Consider the following 19,829-nt stretch of genomic DNA (forward strand, 5'->3'; position numbering starts at 1 on the left):
GCCGACCGAGAACAGCATCGTGTCCACCGCCGGCCCGGTGGCCCCGGACGGAATCGGCCGGATCGACATCGGCAGGCCCGTCGACAACCGGCGGCTCTACATCCTGGGTCCCACCGGCGCGCCGGTGCCCGCCGGTGCCGTCGGCGAGGCGTACGTCGGCGGCGTCGGGGTGGCCCGCGGATACCTCAACCGGCCCGCGGAGACCGCCGCGGCGTTCCTCCCGGACCCGTTCGCCGGGCAGCCGGGAGCCCGGATGTACCGCACCGGGGACCTGGTCCGGCTGCGCGGCGACGGCACCGTCGAGTTCCTCGGCCGCCGCGACGACCAGGTCAAGATCGCCGGGCACCGGATCGAGCCCGGCGAGGCGGCCGCGACGCTCACCGCTCTTCCGGGGGTACGCCAGGCCGCGGTGATCGCCCGCCACGACCGCGGCGACGAGCCGTACCTGGCGGCCTACGTCGTCGCGTCCGACGACGGCGAGCCGCCCGCGGCCCGGACGGCGCGGTGGACCGCCGCCCTGCGGGAGCACCTGCCCGAGCACTTCGTCCCGCGGGCGTGGGTCCTGTTGGACGCCCTGCCCGTGGCCGAGACCGGCAAGATCGACCTGGCCCGGCTGCCCGCGCCCCTGCCGGAGTCCGGGGACGAGCCGCCGCGCGCTGGGGTGGAACAGCTCGTCCACGACGCGTGGTGCGCCGAACTGGGTGTCCCCCGGCTGGCCCTGGACGTTCCCTTCTTCACCGCCGGCGGGCATTCGCTCGCCGCCGTACGGTTGGCGAACCGGCTCAGCGAGGTGCTGGGCGTCGACGTCGGCGTGCACCAGGTGCTCCGCGGCCGCGGCATCCGGGCGATGGCGGCGGAGCTGGACCCCGCCGGCCGCGCCGTCGAGGTCGAGGATCAGGCGCCGGCGACGTACCAACAGGAGCTGATGTGGCACCGGCAGCGCGTGGCGCCCAACCCCGCCGCGGTGCACATGGCGGTGCGGATCACCCTGACCGGGCCGCTCGACGTGCCGGCCCTGGGCCGTGCGGTGGACGGGCTGGTCGCCCGGCACGACGCCCTGCGGACCCGCCTGGTCGACCGGGAGGGCCACCTCGGCCAGGAGGTTCTCGCACACCGCCCGACCCGACTGCCCGTCGTCGACCTCGCCGCCGGGGAGGTCGAGCAGTGGTGCGTGGCCGCCGGGCGGAAACCCTTCCCCCCGGAGGAGGGACCCTGGTTGCGCGCCGAACTGGGCCGCCTCGCCGACGAGCGTTGGGTGCTGATGCTCGTCGTGCACCATCTCTGCGGCGACGGCTGGTCGATGACGCAGCTCCTCGACGAGCTGGGACGGGGCTACGCGGCCCAGCTCGACGGCGGGTCACCACCTCTCCGGCCGCCCACCCGCTACGTCGACTACGCCCGCGGCCAGCGCGCCGCGCCGGTGTCGCAGGACACCCTGCGGTACTGGCGCGACCGGCTGCACGGCGCACCGCGGACCTTGGCGCTGCCGACGGACCGGCCCCGGCCGGCGACGCCCTCCGGTCGGGGCGCCGAGTACGCCTTCGAGATCCCGCCCGGCGTGTCCGACCTGCTGAACCGGCGGGCCACCGCCTCCGGCGGCTCCCTGTTCCCGATGCTGGCCGGCGCGTACGCGGTGCTGATGAGCCAGCTCACCGGCACCCCGGACGTCGTCCTCGCCTGCCCGTACGCGCACCGCGACGACCGGCGCCACGAGTCGGTCGTCGGGCTGTTCACCAGCCCGCTGCTCCTGCGGCTCTCCGTCGACCCGGGATGGGCGTCGGCCGGGCAGGGCGCCACCGTGGGCGGACGCGCCGCGGCCGACCTGGTCAGGCAGGTCGACGACGTCCTCGTCGACGCGGTCCGCCACCAACCGGCGCCCCTGCCCATGCTCTATGCGGCCCTCGATCCCGACTGGCGCACCGGGATGACGCCGCCGGTGGCGAGCATGCTCTTCGGCTGGAACCCGGGGATCCCGACGCCGGACCTGCCGGGCCTCGTCGCGGAGGCCGCCGACCAGGGCCTGGCGTGCGCCCGGCGGGACTACGCGACGGTCCTCACCCCCGTCGGCACGGGACTGCTCGGCATCGTCGAGTACTCCACCGACCTGTTCGACGAGGCGACCGTCGCGGCCTGGTCGGCGCGGTACGTCGCGATCCTGGCCGCCATCGCCGACCACTCCGGGAGCTAGGCAGGCATCCCACGACCGGGCCGGAGTCCGCTGATCCGGCCCGGTCCGGCGGGGTGCGCAGCGGCGCTCGCGGGGCGGCGTCTACTCGAAGCGGGACGGGTCTCCGGCCCCTCGGCGCAGGATCTCCGGCTCGGGTTGGGACAGGTCGACGACGGTCGTCGGCTCCTTGCCGCAGTCGCCGCCGTCGATCACCGCGTCGAGAAGGTGGTCCAGTCGCTCCTTGATCTCCCATCCCTGGGTCATCGGCTCGTTGTCGCCGGGCAGGATCATGGTGCTCGACAGCAACGGCTCGCCGAGTTCGGCCAGCAGCGCCTGGGCCACCGTGTGCTTGGGCACGCGCACCCCGACCGTGCGCTTCTTGGGATGCAGCAGCCGACGCGGCACCTCGCGGGTGGCCGGCAGGATGAACGTGTAGCTGCCGGGGGTGCTCGCCTTCACCAGCCGGAAGACCGAGTTGCTGACCTGCACGAACTGGCCGAGTTGGGCGAAGTCCCGGCACACCAGCGTGAAGTGGTGCCGTTCGTCGAGGCGACGGATCTCCCGGATCCGGTCCAGCCCCGCCCGGTTGCCCAGCTGACATCCGAAGGCGTAGCACGAGTCGGTGGGGTAGGCGATCAGCCCGCCCTCGCGGATCAGGTCGATGACCTGCCGGAGGACCCGGGGCTGCGGGTTGTCCGGGTGCACGTCGTAGTACCTCGCCATACCCCGAGCCTATGCCCTGACCGGGACAGCCGCCTCATCCTCCGGCGGCACGCAGATGGTGCCGGCGGGGCCACGGCACGCCGTGGTTGTCAGGCGCTGCTTCCCTGCGCGTGCTCGGCGGCCACCGAGTCCCGCAGCGCGGCGAGCCCCGGGCTGACCGCCGGGGTGAGCGGCGCCGGGTCCGCCAGCCTCCGCGCCGGGTCCGGCAACCGCGCGAGGTCCGCGTCGAACCGGTGGCGCGCGGCGCGTACCTCGCCAGGCGGATCGGCGGCGTCGAGGCGACGGCCGGCGCGCATGACCGGCACCAGCAGCGGTTCCCGGCCACTCGGTGGCGGTTCGTCGCGTTGCCCGACGACGTCGCCGCTGGCGCCGGTGGGGTCGCGGAAGACCTGCTTGGGGCCGGGCAGGGTGGCCTTGCCGGGTGACAGCTTGAGCACCGGGCGGTCGCCGTAGGCGACCAGCTTGTACGCGCTGTCCAGTGACGGCGCGTCGTAGGAGACGCCCATGCGGGTGCCGACGCCGTACGCGTCGATCGGGGCGCCCTTGGCGGCGAGCCCGGCGATGATGTTCTCGTCGAGGCTGCCGCTCGCCACGATCTGGGCCTGGGTCAGCCCAGCGGCGTCGAGGATCGCGCGGGCCTGTACCGCCAGCGCCGCGAGGTCTCCGGAGTCGAGCCGGACGCCGAGCGGGCCGGTCAGGCCCAGCTCGGTGACGACGTCGACGGCGGCCCGCACTCCGGCGGGCGTGTCGTAGGTGTCGACGAGAAAGATCGGGTTGGTCGGGAAGTCGGTGGCGAACGCGCGGAACGCGGCACGCTCGTCGGGGAACGCCTCGACGTACGAGTGGGCCATCGTCCCGGACGGTTTCAGGCCGTAGCGCCGGGCGGCTTCGACGTGGCTGGTCGCGGCGAAGCCGGCGATGGCCGACGCCCGTGCCACGGCCGCACCGGCCTCGATGCCGTGGGTACGGCGGAACGCGAAGTCGATCAGCTGCGCCTCGCCGGCGGCGAGGCGGCAGCGGGCGGCTTTGCTGGCCACCGTGGTGTGGAAGGTGAGCAGGTTCAGCACACCGGTTTCGACCAACTGCGCCTCGGCGATCGGCGCGGTGATCTCCAGCAGCGGTTCGTCGGCGAACACCACGCGGCCCTCCGGTACGGCCCAGACGTCGCCGGTGAACCGCAGCCGGGCGAACGCGGCCAGGGTCGACCGGTCGAGGCCGACGACGTCGCGCAGGTAGCCGAGATCGTGGTCGTCGAAGGCGAAGGTCTCGAGGAACGTCAGCGCCTCGGCCAGTCCGGCGGCCACCAGGAAGCCGCGCTGCGGGGGCAGGCGGCGGGCGAAGAGGCTGAACGTGGCCGGCTCGACCATGCCGCGGCGCAGGTAGCTGGCCGCCATCCGCAGTTCGTACAGGTCGGTCCGCAATCCGGTCATGCCACCTCCTCGGCCACGCCACCACTGTGGTCGATCCGCCGGTGGCCTGTACGCCAAATGGGAGATCCGGGTCGGCTCCGTCGCGGTGGGCGGTTGAGGATGCCGGCCAGTTGTCGAGAGGAAGCCGGCTCAGACCTCGCGCCGCCCTGCTCAGGGGATTGCCGACGTCCGCGTGTGGGTACCCGGGGGGCACTGTGGGCGGACAGCCCGGCGGCCCACCCTCGCTGGAGGTGCCCGGTGAAGACGCGAGGCGCGGCGACAGCAGTGGCACTTGCTCTCACCCTGACCGGCTGTGGTGTGGTGCGGGACATCGCGGACCGGAGCCCGAATCCTGCACCGTCCCCGACGGTCTCCTCGGCGGAGATCCTGGTGCGGGCCGCCGAAGCGTTGGAGAACGCCTCCTACAGCTACCAGTTCCGGACGCCGGACGTGATCGGCGCCGGCGCGGTCGACGGTGAGGACGGCTGGTTGCGGATCAGGCTGATCGGAGACGGCCTCGCCAAGAGGCGCCTGACCTTCGAGGTGCTGCACGTGGACGAGCACTACCTCGCCCGGAGCAATCCGCTCACCGCCGACCGGTGGACCAGGTTGGACATCCGGAAGATGGACCCGGCACGCCGCAGAGTGTTGGAGGAGTTCGGGGATCCCGCCCGAGCCAGGGAGCTGTTCGCGGGTATCGCCGTGGCCGAGCCGGTCGGCGAGCGGAGCTACCGTGGCGCCCTCGACCTCACCAAGGTGACGAACCCGGCCGACAGCCGCCTGATCCAGGAGGAACATCTCACGTCGCTCAGTGGCGACCAGGCCGCCAATGTGCCGTTCGAGGCCAGCGTGGACGGCCAGGGCCGGCTGCTCGGTTTCCGGTTCACCCTGCCCGCGAGCGGGAGCGAGCCGGAACACCCCTCGGAGATCAGTTACTCGGAGCACGGGTTCAGCCCGGATCTGCGAGGCCCGCTGGACGGCGAGATCGCAACGGCACCGGCGGGCCTGTACGAGATCCTCAACGCGTAACGGTGACGCCCGGTCGTGACCGGGTCCGGTGCCGTACCGCGGGGCTGTTCATGGACCCGGTCTCGGGTAGGCGATTTCGGACACGCACCGGTGGACCGGTCGAAAGCCAGAACGCTGTTTAACAGCACGAAACGGCAGGTCAGCAGGACGTGAAGCCGGTTCGTGGTCAGTGTCAGATCACGGTCACAGTGGCGCTCGCGTTACCACGCCGCGTTATGAAGTCGGAGACCGTTACCCGACGGGAGATCACGACCCATGTGGGGGTTTCCGTGACACGAAGACGAATGCTCGCCGCCCAAGCGGCGATGCTGCTCGTGACCAGCCTGACAGTCCTGATCGCACCGAACCCGAGCAACGCCGCACCCCTGCGCCCACCGGAGCCGGCCACGACGAAGCACGTCGGAGTGGTCGACCCGGTGCGGGCCGGTGTGTCGAAGCCGGTGCGAAGCATGGCCCGCGCGAAGACCGGCAACAAGGCCACGGTGGCGACCACCGACACCGCCACCGTACAGTCGGACGTCGACGGCAAGGCCGACCCGGCGATCCAGGCCGATGACGGACCGGTCAACGACGACCTGAAGCCCACCATCACCCCCTTCGCCGGCCAGACCGGCGGCACCCCGCCCGACACCGTCGGGGACGTGGGACCCAACCACTATGTCCAGATGGTCAACACGACGTTCCAGATCTGGAACAAGGACGGCACGTCCCCGGCGGGCGGCGGACCGTTCCCGATCAACTCGCTCTGGACGTCGAACACGGTCAACGACAACGGCTGTGACACGCAGAACGCCGGCGACCCGATCGTCCTGTACGACCAGACCGTCGACCGGTGGATGCTGGCCCAGTTCACCAGCCCGAACACCGCGCCGTTCGACATGTGTATCGCCTACTCGCAGACGCCGGACCCGACCGGCGCGTTCTTCACCTACTCCTTCCGGTTGAGCGCCTCCCACGACTACGAGAAGTTCGGCGTCTGGCCCGACGGCCTCTACATGTCGACCTTCGAGGGCAGCACCCTGGGTGCGTACGCCTTCGACCGGGCGGCGATGGTCAGCGGCAGCCCCGCCACCTTCCAGTACTTCGGCGCCGGCGCGGGGGCGCTGGGCCCCGGCGTCTCCTCCGCCGGCCGGGTGCGGATGTTCCCCAGCGACTTCGACGGCGTCAACGCGCCGCTGGCAGGCGAGCCGAACCACTTCCTGCTCTCCCGCGACGCCGACAACGGCCAGGGTGGCGCCCAGGACAGCATCGATGTCTACGACTTCCACGTCGACTGGACCACCCCCGCGAACAGCACGTTCGGCCTCGCCACGACGCTGAACACCCAGCCGTTCGACATCAACGTCGGGTGCACCGACGTCGACGGCAACGGCGCGGCCCGCGACTGCATTTCGCAGCCCGGCACCACCCAGCAGATCGACGCGCTGCCCGGTCGGCTGCTGCACCGCGTGCAGTACCGCAACTTCGGCTCCTACCAGGCGATGGTGGCGGTCCAGTCCTCCGTCGACGCCGACGGCAACGACCGCGTCGGCACCCGCTGGTACGAGATGCGCAACAGCGGCGGCGGCTGGGCCATCCACCAACAGGGCACCTACGCCCCGGGCACCGCGGACCGGTGGATGGGGTCGATCGCGATGGACGGCAAGGGCAACATGGCCCTGGGCTACAGCATCGTCGACGCCGCGAACAACGTCTTCCCGTCGATCGCCTACACCGGCCGGCTGGCCGGCGCCCCGTTGGGCAGCATGCCCGAGCCGGAGCAGACCATGTTCTCCGGTACGACGTCGCAGACCAACGCCGACCGCTGGGGCGACTACAGCTCGATGAACGTCGACCCGGTGGACGACTGCACGTTCTGGTACACACAGCAGCACGGCGGTGGCCGGCAGACGCGCATCGGCGCGTTCAAGTTCACCTCCTGCGACCAGACCGACCTGCGGATCACCAAGAGCGACTCCCCCGACCCGGTGTACGCGGGTCAGCAGGTCAGCTACACGGTCACGGTCACCAACGACGGCCCGAACACCGCGTCCTCGGTCACCGTCACCGACAAACTGCCGGCGGGCGTGACGTTCCTGTCGAGCGCGCCGGCGTGCACGAACGCGGCCGGCACCCTCACCTGCGCCCTGGGCGACCTCCTTGCCGGCCAGTCGGTGCCGCTGGTGATCCAGGTCGGCATCCCGGCGAACTTCCCGTCCGGGACGATCACGAACACCGCCACGGTGGCGGCCGACCAGTTCGACCCGACCCCGGGCAACAACACGGCCACCGCCACCACCACCGTCCGGTCCAGGGCCGATCTCGCGGTCACCAAGGTCTGCAAGCCGGACAAGCCGGCGCCGGCCGGTGCGCCCGCCTACTGCGACATCCACGTGGACAACCTGGGGCCCTCCGACGCGACGTCCGTGGAGCTGACGGACGTGCTCACCTCGGCGACACCGTTCGAGGTGGTGAGCGTGACCGCTACCCCGTCGGGGGCGTGCGCGCCCACCGGCTCCGGGCCGGTCACCGCGATCACGATCACCTGTGACCTCGGCACCGAGCCGGCGGGTGGCCGTACGACGGTGCGGGTGACGGTGACCGCCGACGACGTGGCGCAGGTCAACGACGTGGCCACGGTGACCAGCGCGACCGAGGATCCGAACCCGGCGAACAACCAGGCCACCGGCCGGGTCGAGTTCGTCGGGTCGGCCGACCTCAGCCTGGACAAGACCGGACCGGCGGCCGTCACCGCCGGCACCCAGATGCAGTACGTCATCACGGTCACCAACGACGGCCCGTCCGTCGCCCGGGACGTGGTGGTCGGCGACGTGCTGCCCGCCGGGGTGAGCTTCGTGTCGGTGACCCCGTCGGTCGGCACCTGCACCAATGGCCAGCCGACGGCCCGTGACGTCCGCTGCGGCCTGGGCAACCTGGCCAGCGGCGCGTCCGCGACGATCATGATCGTGGCGCTCGTCGCGCCGGACGTGGTGCCGGGCACGGTCCTGTTCAACGAGGCCGTCGTGTCCAGCGCGACCGCGGACCCGGACAACGACGATGTCCGCGACAGCGTGGCCACGACGGTCAACGCCGTCGCGGACCTCTCCGTCGTCAAGGGTGACTCTCCCGATCCGGTGCTCGCCGGCCAGAAGATCACGTACACGATCGCGGTGAGCAACGCCGGGCCGTCGACGGCGCAGAACGTGTCCGTCACCGACACCCTCCCGGCGGGCACGAGCTATGTCAGCGGTGTCGACGGCAACGGCGTCACCGTCTGCACCCTGGTGCAGTCCGACAAGGTGGTGTGCGCGCTCGGCGCGCTGAACCCGGGGCAGACCCGGACGGTGTTCCTGACCGTGCTGGTCGCCCCGTCGGTGCCGGACGGGACGACGCTGACCAACTCGGTGACGGTGTCGGCGACGACGCCGGACCCGAACGCCGGCAACAACACCGCGAACCAGCAGACGACGGTCCGGACGTCGGCGGAGTTGTGGCTCGACAAGACCGGCGACCAGCGGTCGGGCAACCCGGCCCCCACGGTGGTCTACACCCTGACCGTGCACAACAACGGCGGCTGCGAGACCGACGCGCAGTCGACGCCGACCCCCACCTGCGGCGCCGGCGGACCGTCCGACGCGCAGAACGTCACGGTGGTTGACAAGCTGCCCCTGGACCCGAAGAAGTTGGTCGTGCAGTACGTCTCGCCGCAGTGCACCTACGTGAAGGCGACGCACACGGTGACCTGCACGGCGGCGACGGTGCCGGCTGGCGCGACGGTCACCTTCGTGATCGAGGCACAGGCGCAGGGCAGTGTCCGGACCATCCAGAACTCGGCGACGCTGACGAGTTCGACCCCGGATCCGGTGGCCGGCAACAACACCGACGACGTGACGATCGTGGTGAAGGGAGGCACCGGCCGGTAGGCCGCGGACCCTACTGGATGCCGTTGGTGTAGGTCAGCGGGACCGCGACGGCGTCGCTCCCGCTGACCGTCACCCGCCGCTCCGGGGTGAACTGGTAGCCCGTCACCGGTTCACCCCGGACGACGTACGTGCCGGGTTCCACCGCGAGCGAGGCCCGGCCGTCCGCCCCGGTGCGACCCTCCGCGACGAGGTCGTCGCCGGTGGACCGGATCTCGAAGCCGGTGTCGGGCCGGGGTTTCGGGTCGCAGCGCGGGTCGGGGGTGACCGGCAGGTGCGGGCACTGCTCGCCGAGCTGGGTGGTGATCCGCAGGGTGCCCTGGCCGGAGCGGCTCTGCGCGGGACCGCTCGCGGTGCTGCCGGCCGCCGGGCCGGTGGTGGCGGGGCCGTCGGTGTCCGCCGCGTCGCACGCCGCCGTGAGCAGCACAGCGGCGGCGACTGCGATGACGCCCCGCCGGATCGCCATCCGTCGAGTGTACGGGTTCCCGCTGCTCGGGCGGCCTCTGACACCTTGATGGACGGCACCGGCCGCGGGCGGATTGACACCCGGCGTTCGCAGGGTTTCCACTGGTCTCACAGCACCGCTTCCCTGGGACGACCTGGGAGGAACCATGGACCCCGTGCCCGTCAAGCCGCCGCAGGATGCCCTGACCGTCCGCCGCCTGCGCCTGGGCATCGGGGTGGTCGGCATCGCGCTGCCGATCGTGCTGCCCGTCGGCAACGCCCTGCTCACCGACCGGTTCGCCTTGCTCGGCTCGATCAGCGGCTACTACCACACCGACATGCGGGACGTCTTCGTCGGCAGCATGTGCGCGGTCGGGGTCTTCCTCATCTGGTACCGCTACCGCAGGCTGGACGACCTGCTCGGCACGATCGCCGGGGTGCTGGCGATCGCGGTGGCGCTCTTCCCAACCGCGACCGACGCGCCGGCCGGCTCGCTCTCCACCATCGACGTCACGATCGGGCGGGTGCACCAGGTCTCGGCCGCGGCGCTGTTCGTGCTCCTCGCCGTCTTCTGCCTGTGGCTGTTTCCGATGAGCGGTCGCCGGGCCCGCGCGACCCGGGGGACGCGGGTCCGCAACGGCGTCTACCGCACCTGCGGGATCGTCATCCTCGCGGCCATCGCGCTCGGGGTGGCGAGCAACGCGCTCCCCGAGTCCGTGCAGGACACGCTCAAGCCGCTGTTCTGGTGCGAGGCGGTCGCGGTGTTCGCCTTCGGTGTCGCCTGGCTGGTCAAGGGCGAGGCGGTGTTCCGCGACGCCGGCGCTGCGGCGGGCGGCCTCGCGGGCCCTTCTCCCGACGGGCCCACGGGCGCCGCCCACCCGACCGCCGCCCCCGCCGGCCCCTAGCGGCCACCACTCCGTCCGCCGTCCCCGACGGTCGCCGTATGTCCGGCGCTCGCCGACCCGTCGCGCTGACCGGCGAGACAGCGGCCGCCGACAACCACGGGCTTGTCCAGGGCGTCGATGGTTGCGCCCGTCGACGCCGGCGCGGCGCCCACCGTCCGGCTGGCGGGCCTGGTCAGGCGCGGGTCGGCGGTGTAGACAGGGATCCTGATCATGTTGCCGCCCGGGTGACCGGGTGCCGGGCGCAGTCCCGTGACCGGCGAGCGGAGGGTCTCATGCAGGGTGAGCTGCAACGGATCGTCGACGCCGTCGCCGCCCACGCGGGCCGGCCGGCACTGATCGAGGACCGCCGCCAACGCGTGGTGGTCTACAGCGAACAGACCGGGGTGGTGGACGAGGTTCGCCGCGCCTCCATCCTGCGCCGGCAGACCGCGCCCGAGGTGATCGCCTGGCTGCGCGAGTTCGGCATCATGGACGCCCGCGAGCCGGTACGCATCCCGTCCTGCCGGGAACTCGACCTGCTGCCGCGGATCTGCGTGCCCATCCGTCATCACGACCTGCTGCTGGGCTTCGTCTGGTTCATCGACCCGGACGGCACGATGGCCGACGTGGACATCGAGGCGACGGGGCTGCTGAAGGAGCTGTCCCTGGCGCTCTACCGCGAAAACCTGTTGGGCGAGCTCTCCGCCCAGAGCGAGACCGAGGCCGCCCGTACGCTGCTCGCAGAGAGCCCGGAAACCCGCGACCAGGCGGTGCGGGCCCTGCTGGAGGCCGGCATGATCGCCGGCGACGGTCCGACCACGGCGCTGGTCGCCCACCTGGTCCCGCCACGCCACCAGGTGCCCGACGAGGGCGCCCGCATCGCACTGGAGCAGTCGCTGGTCGCCGCGCGGCGCCGGCTCGGCACCCGGGAGGCGCTGCACATGGTCCGCCACGACCACGGCGTGCTGCTGCTCGCCGCCGGGCCGGCCGCCGGACGGCCCACCCCGGAGGCCACGGCGAGGCAGCTCGACGACGACCTCCAGCAGGTGACCCGCTCCTTCGGCTCGGTGGAGCGGACCGTCGTCGGTGTCGGCCGGACCCGGTCGCGGCTGGTCGACGCCGTCGAGTCGTACTCCGAGGCGCTGCACGCCGCCCGGGTCGGCGCGCAACTGCCGACGCTGGGCCGGGTGGTCTCCTGGTCGGGCCTGGGCATCTACCGGGTGCTGTCGCGGCTCAAGGACGGGCACCTCGACGTGGCCGACGTGCATCCCGGGTTGGCGCGGATGCTGCGCGGTCCCGGCCACCTGGCGCTGCTGGCCACCCTGGAGCGCTACCTCGACCTGGCCGGCAACGCCCACGCCACGGCGGCGGAGCTGCGGCTGCACCGCACCACGCTCTACTACCGACTGCAACGCGTCGAGGAACTCGCCGACACCGACCTGAAGGACGGCAACGAACGCCTCTGCCTGCACCTGGCGCTGAAGCTGGCCCGGCTCACCGGCCGATACCGGCCGGACGACTGACCGGCCCACGGCGCGGAGGCGCTGCGACATACGTCGCAACCACCGCCGCAGATCTTCGACAGGTGCCCGATGACCGGACGGCCGGCCGGTTCGTAGGTTCGGCGGAACCCGGGAACGAGCAGGGCGGCCGGCGGCAAGCGGGGCGGCGGACGGTCGGGAACGGGCACGGCGGGGCGGAAGCCGGGCAAGGGGGGTTCGTGAGGCGGCGGTGGATCGGGCGCTTCGTCGTACCCGCCTTCTTCGCGGCGGTCTTCGCCGCGCCGCTGTGGTTCATGGTCGTCGGCTCCCTGCGGCCCGCGGGCCTGCCTCCGCCGCGCGGCGTCGAACTCCTCCCGACCCAGCCGACCCTGGCCGCGTACGCCCGCCTGCCGGAACTGATGCCCCTCTTCACCTACCTGGCGAACTCCGCCCTGGTCGTCGCGGTCGCCGTGCCGCTGACCGTGCTGGTCGCCTCGCTCACCGGCTTCGGGCTGCGGCTGCTCACGCCGACCGCCCGGCGGCGGACGGTCCTCGGGTTGCTGGCGCTGCTACTGGTGCCGGTCACCGCGGTCTGGGCCACCCGCTTCGAGCTGTTCCGGCTCGCCGGGGTGGTCGACACGTACGTCCCGCTGCTGGCCCCGGCGCTCCTCGCGGTCAGCCCCTTCCTCGTGCTGCTCTACGCCTGGAGCTTCGGCGGCGTGCCGGACACCCAGCTCCAGGCCGCCCGGTTGGAGGGCGCGGGGTGGCTGACCATCTGGCGCCGGCTGGCGCTGCCCCAGGTACGTCCGGCGACGCTGGCGGTGGCGGTGCTGGCCTTCACCTTCCACTGGTCCAACTTCATCGACCCGCTGCTCTACCTGACCAGCGGCGACCGGTACACCTATCCGCTGGGCCTGCGGTTCCTGCTGTTGCTGAACCCCACGGACTGGCCGCTGCTGATGGCCGGCTGCGTGGTCGCCACCGCGCCGTGCGTGGTGGTCTTCCTGCTGGCCCAGCGGATCCTGCTCGACGACAACCCCCTGGCCGCACTGAGATCCGGAGGACACGGGTGACCCGATCATGGTTGCGCAGGTGTGCGGGGCTGGTCGCCGCCGCCCTGCTGGTGGGTGCCGGCGTCGGCTGCGAGGCCGATGAGCGGCAGGACCGGCCGGGCATCACCGTGGTGCTGTTCGGCGACGCCGAGGAGGTTGCCGGCTACCGGACGCTGGTCGCCGCCTTCGAACAGGCCCATCCCGACGTCGAGGTCACCCTCTCCCCGGTCGCCACCCAGGACGACCTGATGGCCCGGCTGACCAGCTCGTTCGCCGGTGGGCGGCCGCCGGACGTGTTCCTGCTCAACTACCGCCGCTACGGGCAGTTCGCCGCGCAGGGGGCGATCGAGCCGGTGCAGTCCTACCTGGACGCCAGCACGGTGCTGGAGGAGAGCGACTTCAGCCCCCGCGCCCTGGACGCGTTCCGGTTCGACGGCGCGGCGCTGACCTGCCTGCCGCAGAACCTCTCCTCGCTGGTCGTGTACTACAACGCCGACCTGTTCCGGGCCGCCGGCGTGCCGCTGCCGAAGGCCGGCTGGACCTGGACGGACTTCCTGTCCGCGGCCCGCGCGCTCACCGGCGACGGCCGGTACGGGGTCGGCGTGCAGCCCTCCGTCGCCCGCCTCGCGCCGTTCGTCTGGTCCAACCGCGGCGAACTCGTCGACGACCCGGAGAAGCCCACCGCGTTGACCCTGCGGGCCGACCCGGCCACCCGGCGGGCGGTCGACTGGTTCCTCGACCTGCAACTCACCCACCGGGTCGTGCCACCGGACGCCGAGGAGCAGAGCGAGTCCAGCGAGGCCCGGTTCCTGCGCGGCACCCTGGGCATGTACCTGAGCAGCCGGGTGGCCGTGCCGACCCTGCGTACCATCTCCGGTTTCGGCTGGGACGCGGCGCCGCTGCCGGTGGCGCCGGGCGGCGTGCCGGCGTCGATCCTGCACAGCGACGCCTACTGCATGAGCGCCGGCCTGCCCGACCACGCGCAGGCGTGGCGGTTCATCGAGTTCGCGATGGGCGCGACCGGCCAGCGCACCCTCGCCGAGTCCGGCCGGACCGTGCCGTCCCGGCTCGACGTCGCGAACTCTCCCGCGTTCCTCGACCCGGGCAAGCCCCCGCGCTCGTCGAAGGTCTTCCTCGACGCCGAGCCGCACCTGCGCGCCACCCCGCGCACCGCCACCTGGGCGCGGGTGGAGCGGGAGGCGGACACCCTGCTGGAAGAGGTCTTCTACGGCCGGGTCGACCGGGAGGAAGGGCTGCGCCGGCTGGAGGAGACCGTCCGTCCGCTCTTCGCCCTGCCGGTGGGGCAGGGCAAGTGAGCGATGCGCGGGGCGTCCTCCGGCTCGAATCGCTGAGCAGGTCCTACGGGCCGGTCAAGGCGCTCGACGGCGTCGACCTGGAGGTGCGGGCCGGGGAGATGATCACCCTGGTCGGCCCGTCGGGGTCGGGCAAGTCGACCATCCTGCGCCTGATCGCCGGGCTGGACCGGCCGGACCACGGGCGGGTGTACGTCGACGGTGCGGACGTCGCCCGGGTGCCGCCGCACCGGCGGTCCGTCGCGATGGTCTTCCAGGACTACGCCCTCTTCCCGCACCTGACCGTGCGCGGGAACCTGCTCTTCGGCCTCCGGGTGCGCCGGGTGCCCCGCGCGGAGGCCGACCGGCGGGCCCGGGCGGCCGCGGAGCGGCTCGGCATCGCCGACCTGCTCGACCGCCACCCCGACCAGATGTCCGGCGGGCAGCGTCAGCGGGTCGCCCTGGCCCGTGCCCTGCTCCGCGAACCCAGCGTCTACCTGCTCGACGAGCCGCTGGCCAGCCTGGACGCCCCGCTGCGCTTCGCCACCCGGGCCGACCTGCTGACGCTGCACCGCGAGCTGCGCACCACCACGATCCACGTCACGCACGACCAGCAGGAGGCGATGACCCTCGGCGACCGGGTGGTCGTCCTCGCCGCCGGGCGGGTGCGGCAGGTCGGCCCGCCCCAGCAGGTGTACGACGAGCCGGCCGACACCTTCGTGGCCGGTTTCCTCGGCAGCCCCCCGATGAACCTGGTGCCCGGCGGCGGGGTGCTCGGCGGCACCCCCGACGAGACGCTCGGCGTGCGCCCGGAGGACCTGGCCCTGGCCCCGGAGGGACCGGTGGCGGTGACGGTGGAGGCGGTGGAGGCGCTGGGCAGCGAGGCCGTCCTGCTGACCCGCTGCGCGGACGGCACCCGGCTGACGGTCCGTACCGGGCCGCGCCCCGGGGTCGGGCCGGGCGACCCGGTGCGGCTGCGCGCCGACCGGATCCACCGCTTCGACACGGCGACCGGGCTGCGCCGGTGAGCCGGGTCCGACGACCGCTGACCCCGTGGGCGTTCCTCGCCCCGTACGCCGCCGCGGTCGTCCTGCTGGTCGTGCTCCCGGCGGTGCTCAACGTCGGCTACGCCTTCACCGACCACACCGGACTGACCCGGGATCCGCGGTTCGTCGGCCTGGCCAACGTCCGCCGACTGCTCGCCGACGGGTTCCTGCTGGACAGCCTCCGGGCGTCGCTGTTCCACCTGGCGCTGGCCGTACCGGTCCGGCTGCTGGCGGCGGTGGGGCTCGGGCTGCTGCTGGCCGCCCCGCGCCCCGGCGGCCGGTGGTTCCGCACCGCCGTCTACCTGCCCACGGTCATCCCCGACGTGGCGCTGGCGGTGCTGTTCCTGTGGGTGCTCAACCCGCTGTACGGGCCGCTCAACCAGCTTCTCCGGCTGGTCGGTCATCCCGGGTACACGTGGCTCGCCGACCCGACGACCGCGCGGCTGGGCGTCGTGCTCATGCTGGCGTTTCCCATCGGCGAGGGGTTCATCGTGGTCCTCGCGGCCCGCCGGATGCTCGACGGCCGGCTCTACGAGGCGGCGGCGCTGGAGGGGTGCGGGCCGTTCGGCCAGCTGCGGCGGATCACGTTGCCGCTGCTGGCCCCGGTGCTGGTGCTGCTCGCCGTCCGGGACACCATCCTCACGCTCCAGGTCAACTTCGTCCCGGCGTACGTGCTGACCGACGGCCGGCCGGCCAACGCCACGCTGTACCTGCCCGTCTACGTCTTCGACCAGATCTTCGAGTTCTCCGGCTTCGCCTACGGCTCGACCATCACGATCCTGCTGACGGTGGTCACCGCCGCCGTCATCACCGGTCTGCTGATCATGCTGCGGCGCTGGCGGGTGCTGCGCTGATCGTGACATCCTGCTGCGGTGAGGCTCCGGGTGACCGCTCTCGTCGTCGCGTTCCCGCTCCTCGTCGCGTGCGGCGGGGCGGAGTCGCCGGCCGCCGGCGGGCCCGGCCGGGACATGCTGGCGAACCTGCCCAGCTGCGACCGGGTGCCGCTGGACCAGGAGCCGGAGGTCCGCGCCGACGTCACCGGTCTGGTCCTGCCCGACGGCGCGCGCGTCACCTCGGTGGTGCGGCAGGGCGCTCTGACGTCGGTCGAGGCCACCGTCCGGATGACCCCGCTGGACGTGCGCGCCCACTACGAGAAGCGCACCGACATCGACCTGCTCCGCGCCGAGGACGAGATCTTCGAGGCGGAGGTGCTGACCCGGACGCAGGACCGGCGGATGTACCTGCGCGCCGGTGCGCTCTGCGCGGACGGCACCACCCTGACGGCGATGGTCGGGCCGGATTCGGACGACGCCGGGCTCCCCGAGTTCCGGAACGGCCAGTGACGACCTCGACAGGTGTCCTAACCTGACGGCCCGAATCCCAACAGATGCTCGGTGACGTCCACCGATGCGCTGTCTAGCGTGCGCACTCAAGACCGTTCTCCGGTCACCACCGCATGTGGACAGGAGACACCGCATGAACCTCACGCTCCTCCGAAGTCGCCGCGGCCTGACGACGACCGCGCTGCTGGCGCTGCTCGTCGCGGGCGCGCTGACGGCTTCGTCGACACCGCCGCCGAGCCAGCGGTCGCTGGCCACCGGCTCCCCCACCGGGCCGATGGAACTGCCCGACGAGTGGATGACCGCCCAACGGATGAGCGACGGCAGCACCGAGCTCTCCGCCGCCAAGTACGCCAAGGCTCGCGGCGAGGCCAACCAGCTCGCCGCGCACACCCGCAGCGTCTACCGGCCCCTGGCCGAGGGGAACTGGCAGTTCTTCGGCCCCACCAACATCGGCGGCCGCGTCATCGACATCGCGGTGGACCCGCAGGTCCCCGGCCAGGTCTTCATCGCCGCCGCCTCCGGGGGCGTCTGGCGCTCCAGCGACGCCGGCGCACGCTTCGAGCCGGCCTGGCCCGACGGCTGGGGCCAGGCCATGGGCGCGGTCGCGATGACCAGCGACGGTGTTCTCTTCGCCGGCACCGGCGAGGCGCAGCCCGGCGGCGGCTCCATCACCTTCGGCGGCGACGGCGTCTACCGCTCCACCGACCGGGGCGCCACCTGGCAGCGCGTCGGCCTGGAGAAGAGCCACGCCATCGCCCGCTTCGCCATCGACCCGAGCAACGAGGACCGGATCTTCGCCGCCGCCAGCGGCAACCTCTTCGTGCCCGGCGGCGAACGCGGCGTCTACCTCTCCGACGACGGCGGCGACAGCTGGCGGCAGGTCCTCGCGCCGCCGAACGCCACCACGGGCGCGACCGAGGTCGTCATCGACCCGCGCAACCCCGCCCGGGTGTACGCGGCGATGTGGGACCACCTGCGCGAGCCGAACCAGCGCACCTACGGCGGGCCCGGCTCCAGCCTCTGGCGCTCCGACGACGGCGGGCAGACCTGGCAGCGGATGACCAACGGCCTGCCGACCGACGCCGACCAGGGCCGCTGGGGTCTCGCGCTCGCGCCCGACAACCCGCAGCGCCTCTACGCGTACGTCGGCACGGCCCTCGGCCCGTTCCGGGCCTTCTACCGCTCCGACGACGGCGGCGACACCTGGACGCAGACCCCGGTCACCGCCGCCCAGGCGTCCCAGTCCACGTTCAGCTGGTGGTTCGGCAAGCTCTTCGTCGACCCCGACGACCAGAACACGGTCTTCCTGACCGGGGTCAATTTGATGCGCTCGACCAACGGCGCGCAGAGCTTCTCGCCCGTCGGCGGCGTCCACGCCGACCAGCACGTCCTGCGCTGGGACCCCAAAATGCCCAACCGGGCATACCTGGGCAACGACGGCGGCTTCTACCGCTCCGACGCCGACGGCGCCGGCGGCTGGGTGAAGTCCACCCACGAGCCGTACACCCAGTTCTACACCGTCGACGTGGCACAGACCGACCCGGCGCTGAAGGTGGGCGGTGCCCAGGACAACGGCTGCAACCGCGGCTACAACGGCCCCGGCGGCCCGTGGAACGCCATCGGCTGCGGCGACGGGCTCCAGACGATCATCCACCCGAAGTACCCGAACATCGTCTTCGGGTGCAGCCAGTACGGCTCCTGCTACCGGTCGGAGAACTCCGGCGGCACCCCGCGCCAGAACATCGGCGCCGGCCAGACCACCTCGCAGCGACGCAACTGGCTGACCCCGCTGCAGTTCGACCCCAGCAACCCGGACGTCATGTACTACGCGGGCAACATCGTCAACCGGTCGACGGACAACGGCCGCACCTGGACGGCGATCAGCCCCGACCTCACCGGCGGCGGCCCCAACGATCCGTCGGGCTACCCCTGGGGCACCATCACCACGATCGCCGCCGCGCCCACGGACGGCGAGAAGCTGTACGTCGGCACCGACGACGGGAAGCTGTGGTGGACCGACGACCTCGGACGGAGCTGGAACGAGGTCGACCCGGCGCAACTGCCCGGCACCTGGGTGACCCGGGTGGCGGTGCACCCGGCCGACGCGAACATCGCGTACGCCACCTTCTCCGGCTTCCGGTCGGGCAGCGACCGGGCGCACATCAAGATGACCCGCGACGGCGGCCGGACCTGGACCGACATCGGTCGGGGTCTGCCGGACGCGCCGGTGAACTCGGTGGTCCCGACCGCCGACGGGCTGCTGCTGGTCGGCACCGACGTCGGGGTGTTCATGTCGGGCTGGAACGGCGGCGAGTGGGCGGCGCTCGGCGCGGACCTGCCGATGGCGGCGGTCATGTACCTGCGCTACCACGAGCCGAGCCGCCAGTTGACCGCGGCGACGTTCGGTCGGGGCATCCACGACATCACGGTGCCCCGGTGCCCCGCGGCGTCGACGAGGCTCCCGCTGGGCGACACGGGCGTCGGCGTCGTCGGCGCCCTCGCCTCCTGCCGAGCGGCGGCGTAGCCGGACGGTAGTCCACCTGGCGGAGGTTCACGGGTTCAGGCCCACGCAGGGCGAGGGCCACCTCCCGGAAACGGGAGGTGGCCTTCGCGCCGCTGCCGGGGCCATCGCCGGGGAGGGCACCCGGATCGTTCGGACGTGCGCCGGGTAGCCGTCACCCGACCTGAGGCCCGGCGACGAGGACGACCCGGCCGGACGGTCACCGGCGGGTCGGTGTATACAGGAGCCCTTCCACCAGTGGCAGGCCGGTGCCCGCGCAGAGGTCGAGCACAAGGGACTCCGGCGAGGGCGGCGCGCTGCTCGGCGTCCCACCACCGGGCGTCGGGGCCGGAGCGGTGGTCGGAGCGGTGGTCGGGACCTGGCCGGTGGTCGGCGCCGGACGGGGCACCGGACCGGTCGCCGGGACCGCTCGCGGGACGGGCCGGACCGGGCTCGCCGTGGCCGGCGGCCCGATCGGCGCGTTCTCTCGTCGCACGCTACCGGTGGTCGGCGTTCTCGCCGCCCCGGTCCCCGGCGCTGCCGTACCTCCGGCCGGCGGT

Annotated in this window: 14 protein-coding genes and 1 pseudogene; 12 read left to right on the forward strand and 3 right to left on the reverse strand. The window is 72.7% G+C overall.

What is annotated here, in order from left to right; all coding sequences use genetic code 11:
- On the forward strand, positions 1 to 2,188 hold a 2,188-nt coding region (locus NCC78_RS12640), incomplete at its 5' end, for a condensation domain-containing protein (RefSeq protein WP_250794627.1).
- Between the two features lie 81 nt (positions 2,189 to 2,269).
- Here the strand turns inward: NCC78_RS12640 and NCC78_RS12645 are convergent.
- Positions 2,270 to 2,890, reverse strand: a complete 621-nt coding sequence (locus NCC78_RS12645) for an L-threonylcarbamoyladenylate synthase (protein ID WP_250794630.1) — start codon at positions 2,888 to 2,890, stop codon at positions 2,270 to 2,272.
- Positions 2,891 to 2,979: 89 nt separating this feature from the next.
- Positions 2,980 to 4,320, reverse strand: a complete 1,341-nt coding sequence (locus NCC78_RS12650; RefSeq protein ID WP_250794632.1) for a nicotinate phosphoribosyltransferase — start codon at positions 4,318 to 4,320, stop codon at positions 2,980 to 2,982.
- Positions 4,321 to 4,557: 237 nt separating this feature from the next.
- Here NCC78_RS12650 and NCC78_RS12655 point away from each other — a divergent pair, with 237 nt between their 5' ends.
- Both NCC78_RS12655 and NCC78_RS12660 read left to right on the forward strand, forming a co-directional pair.
- A complete protein-coding gene (locus tag NCC78_RS12655; RefSeq protein ID WP_250794633.1) occupies positions 4,558 to 5,328 on the forward strand; it encodes a hypothetical protein in 771 nt (256 codons plus the stop codon).
- A gap of 269 nt (positions 5,329 to 5,597) precedes the next feature.
- Positions 5,598 to 9,230 (forward strand): COG1361 S-layer family protein, encoded by a 3,633-nt coding sequence (locus tag NCC78_RS12660; protein ID WP_250794635.1) that lies wholly within the window; start codon positions 5,598 to 5,600, stop codon positions 9,228 to 9,230.
- A 10-nt stretch (positions 9,231 to 9,240) separates the two neighbouring features.
- Here NCC78_RS12660 and NCC78_RS12665 read toward each other — a convergent pair whose 3' ends face one another.
- Positions 9,241 to 9,693 (reverse strand): hypothetical protein, encoded by a 453-nt coding sequence (locus NCC78_RS12665; protein ID WP_250794637.1) that lies wholly within the window; start codon positions 9,691 to 9,693, stop codon positions 9,241 to 9,243.
- 145 nt (positions 9,694 to 9,838) lie between these two features.
- Here NCC78_RS12665 and NCC78_RS12670 point away from each other — a divergent pair, with 145 nt between their 5' ends.
- The 9 genes and pseudogenes from NCC78_RS12670 to NCC78_RS12710 all read left to right on the forward strand — a co-directional run.
- Positions 9,839 to 10,576, forward strand: coding sequence for a hypothetical protein (locus NCC78_RS12670; protein WP_250794640.1), 738 nt, complete (start codon positions 9,839 to 9,841; stop codon positions 10,574 to 10,576).
- 272 nt (positions 10,577 to 10,848) lie between these two features.
- Positions 10,849 to 12,078 carry a PucR family transcriptional regulator gene (locus NCC78_RS12675; protein ID WP_250794642.1) on the forward strand — a complete coding sequence of 410 codons (1,230 nt, stop codon included), beginning with the start codon at positions 10,849 to 10,851 and terminating at the stop codon, positions 12,076 to 12,078.
- A gap of 197 nt (positions 12,079 to 12,275) precedes the next feature.
- Entirely contained in the window at positions 12,276 to 13,109 is an 834-nt protein-coding gene (locus NCC78_RS12680) for a carbohydrate ABC transporter permease (protein ID WP_250794644.1), read from the forward strand.
- Positions 13,106 to 14,404 (forward strand): ABC transporter substrate-binding protein, encoded by a 1,299-nt coding sequence (locus NCC78_RS12685; RefSeq protein WP_250794646.1) that lies wholly within the window; start codon positions 13,106 to 13,108, stop codon positions 14,402 to 14,404. The genes NCC78_RS12680 and NCC78_RS12685 overlap by 4 nt, the downstream gene beginning before the upstream one ends.
- Positions 14,401 to 15,408: an ABC transporter ATP-binding protein gene (locus NCC78_RS12690; RefSeq protein ID WP_250794648.1), complete on the forward strand. Its 1,008-nt coding sequence runs from the start codon at positions 14,401 to 14,403 to the stop codon at positions 15,406 to 15,408. The genes NCC78_RS12685 and NCC78_RS12690 overlap by 4 nt, the downstream gene beginning before the upstream one ends.
- Positions 15,405 to 16,280: a carbohydrate ABC transporter permease gene (locus NCC78_RS12695; protein WP_250794650.1), complete on the forward strand. Its 876-nt coding sequence runs from the start codon at positions 15,405 to 15,407 to the stop codon at positions 16,278 to 16,280. The genes NCC78_RS12690 and NCC78_RS12695 overlap by 4 nt, the downstream gene beginning before the upstream one ends.
- An 18-nt stretch (positions 16,281 to 16,298) precedes the next feature.
- Positions 16,299 to 16,769, forward strand: coding sequence for a hypothetical protein (locus NCC78_RS12700; RefSeq protein WP_250794652.1), 471 nt, complete (start codon positions 16,299 to 16,301; stop codon positions 16,767 to 16,769).
- A gap of 133 nt (positions 16,770 to 16,902) precedes the next feature.
- Positions 16,903 to 19,293 carry a WD40/YVTN/BNR-like repeat-containing protein gene (locus NCC78_RS12705; protein WP_250794654.1) on the forward strand — a complete coding sequence of 797 codons (2,391 nt, stop codon included), beginning with the start codon at positions 16,903 to 16,905 and terminating at the stop codon, positions 19,291 to 19,293.
- Positions 19,294 to 19,538: 245 nt separating this feature from the next.
- Positions 19,539 to 19,829, forward strand: a pseudogene (locus NCC78_RS12710) (hypothetical protein); the annotation flags it as partial.

The organism is Micromonospora phytophila (assembly GCF_023656545.1).
GTDB classification, from domain to species: Bacteria; Actinomycetota; Actinomycetes; order Mycobacteriales; family Micromonosporaceae; genus Micromonospora; species Micromonospora phytophila.

Coding starts and splice junctions, on each gene's coding strand:
- NCC78_RS12645 (WP_250794630.1), bottom strand. CDS start 2,890: ATGGCGAGGTACTACGACGTGCACCCGGACAACCCGCAGCCCCGGGTC.
- NCC78_RS12650 (WP_250794632.1), bottom strand. CDS start 4,320: ATGACCGGATTGCGGACCGACCTGTACGAACTGCGGATGGCGGCCAGC.
- NCC78_RS12665 (WP_250794637.1), bottom strand. CDS start 9,693: ATGGCGATCCGGCGGGGCGTCATCGCAGTCGCCGCCGCTGTGCTGCTC.
- NCC78_RS12670 (WP_250794640.1), top strand. CDS start 9,839: ATGGACCCCGTGCCCGTCAAGCCGCCGCAGGATGCCCTGACCGTCCGC.
- NCC78_RS12675 (WP_250794642.1), top strand. CDS start 10,849: ATGCAGGGTGAGCTGCAACGGATCGTCGACGCCGTCGCCGCCCACGCG.
- NCC78_RS12705 (WP_250794654.1), top strand. CDS start 16,903: ATGAACCTCACGCTCCTCCGAAGTCGCCGCGGCCTGACGACGACCGCG.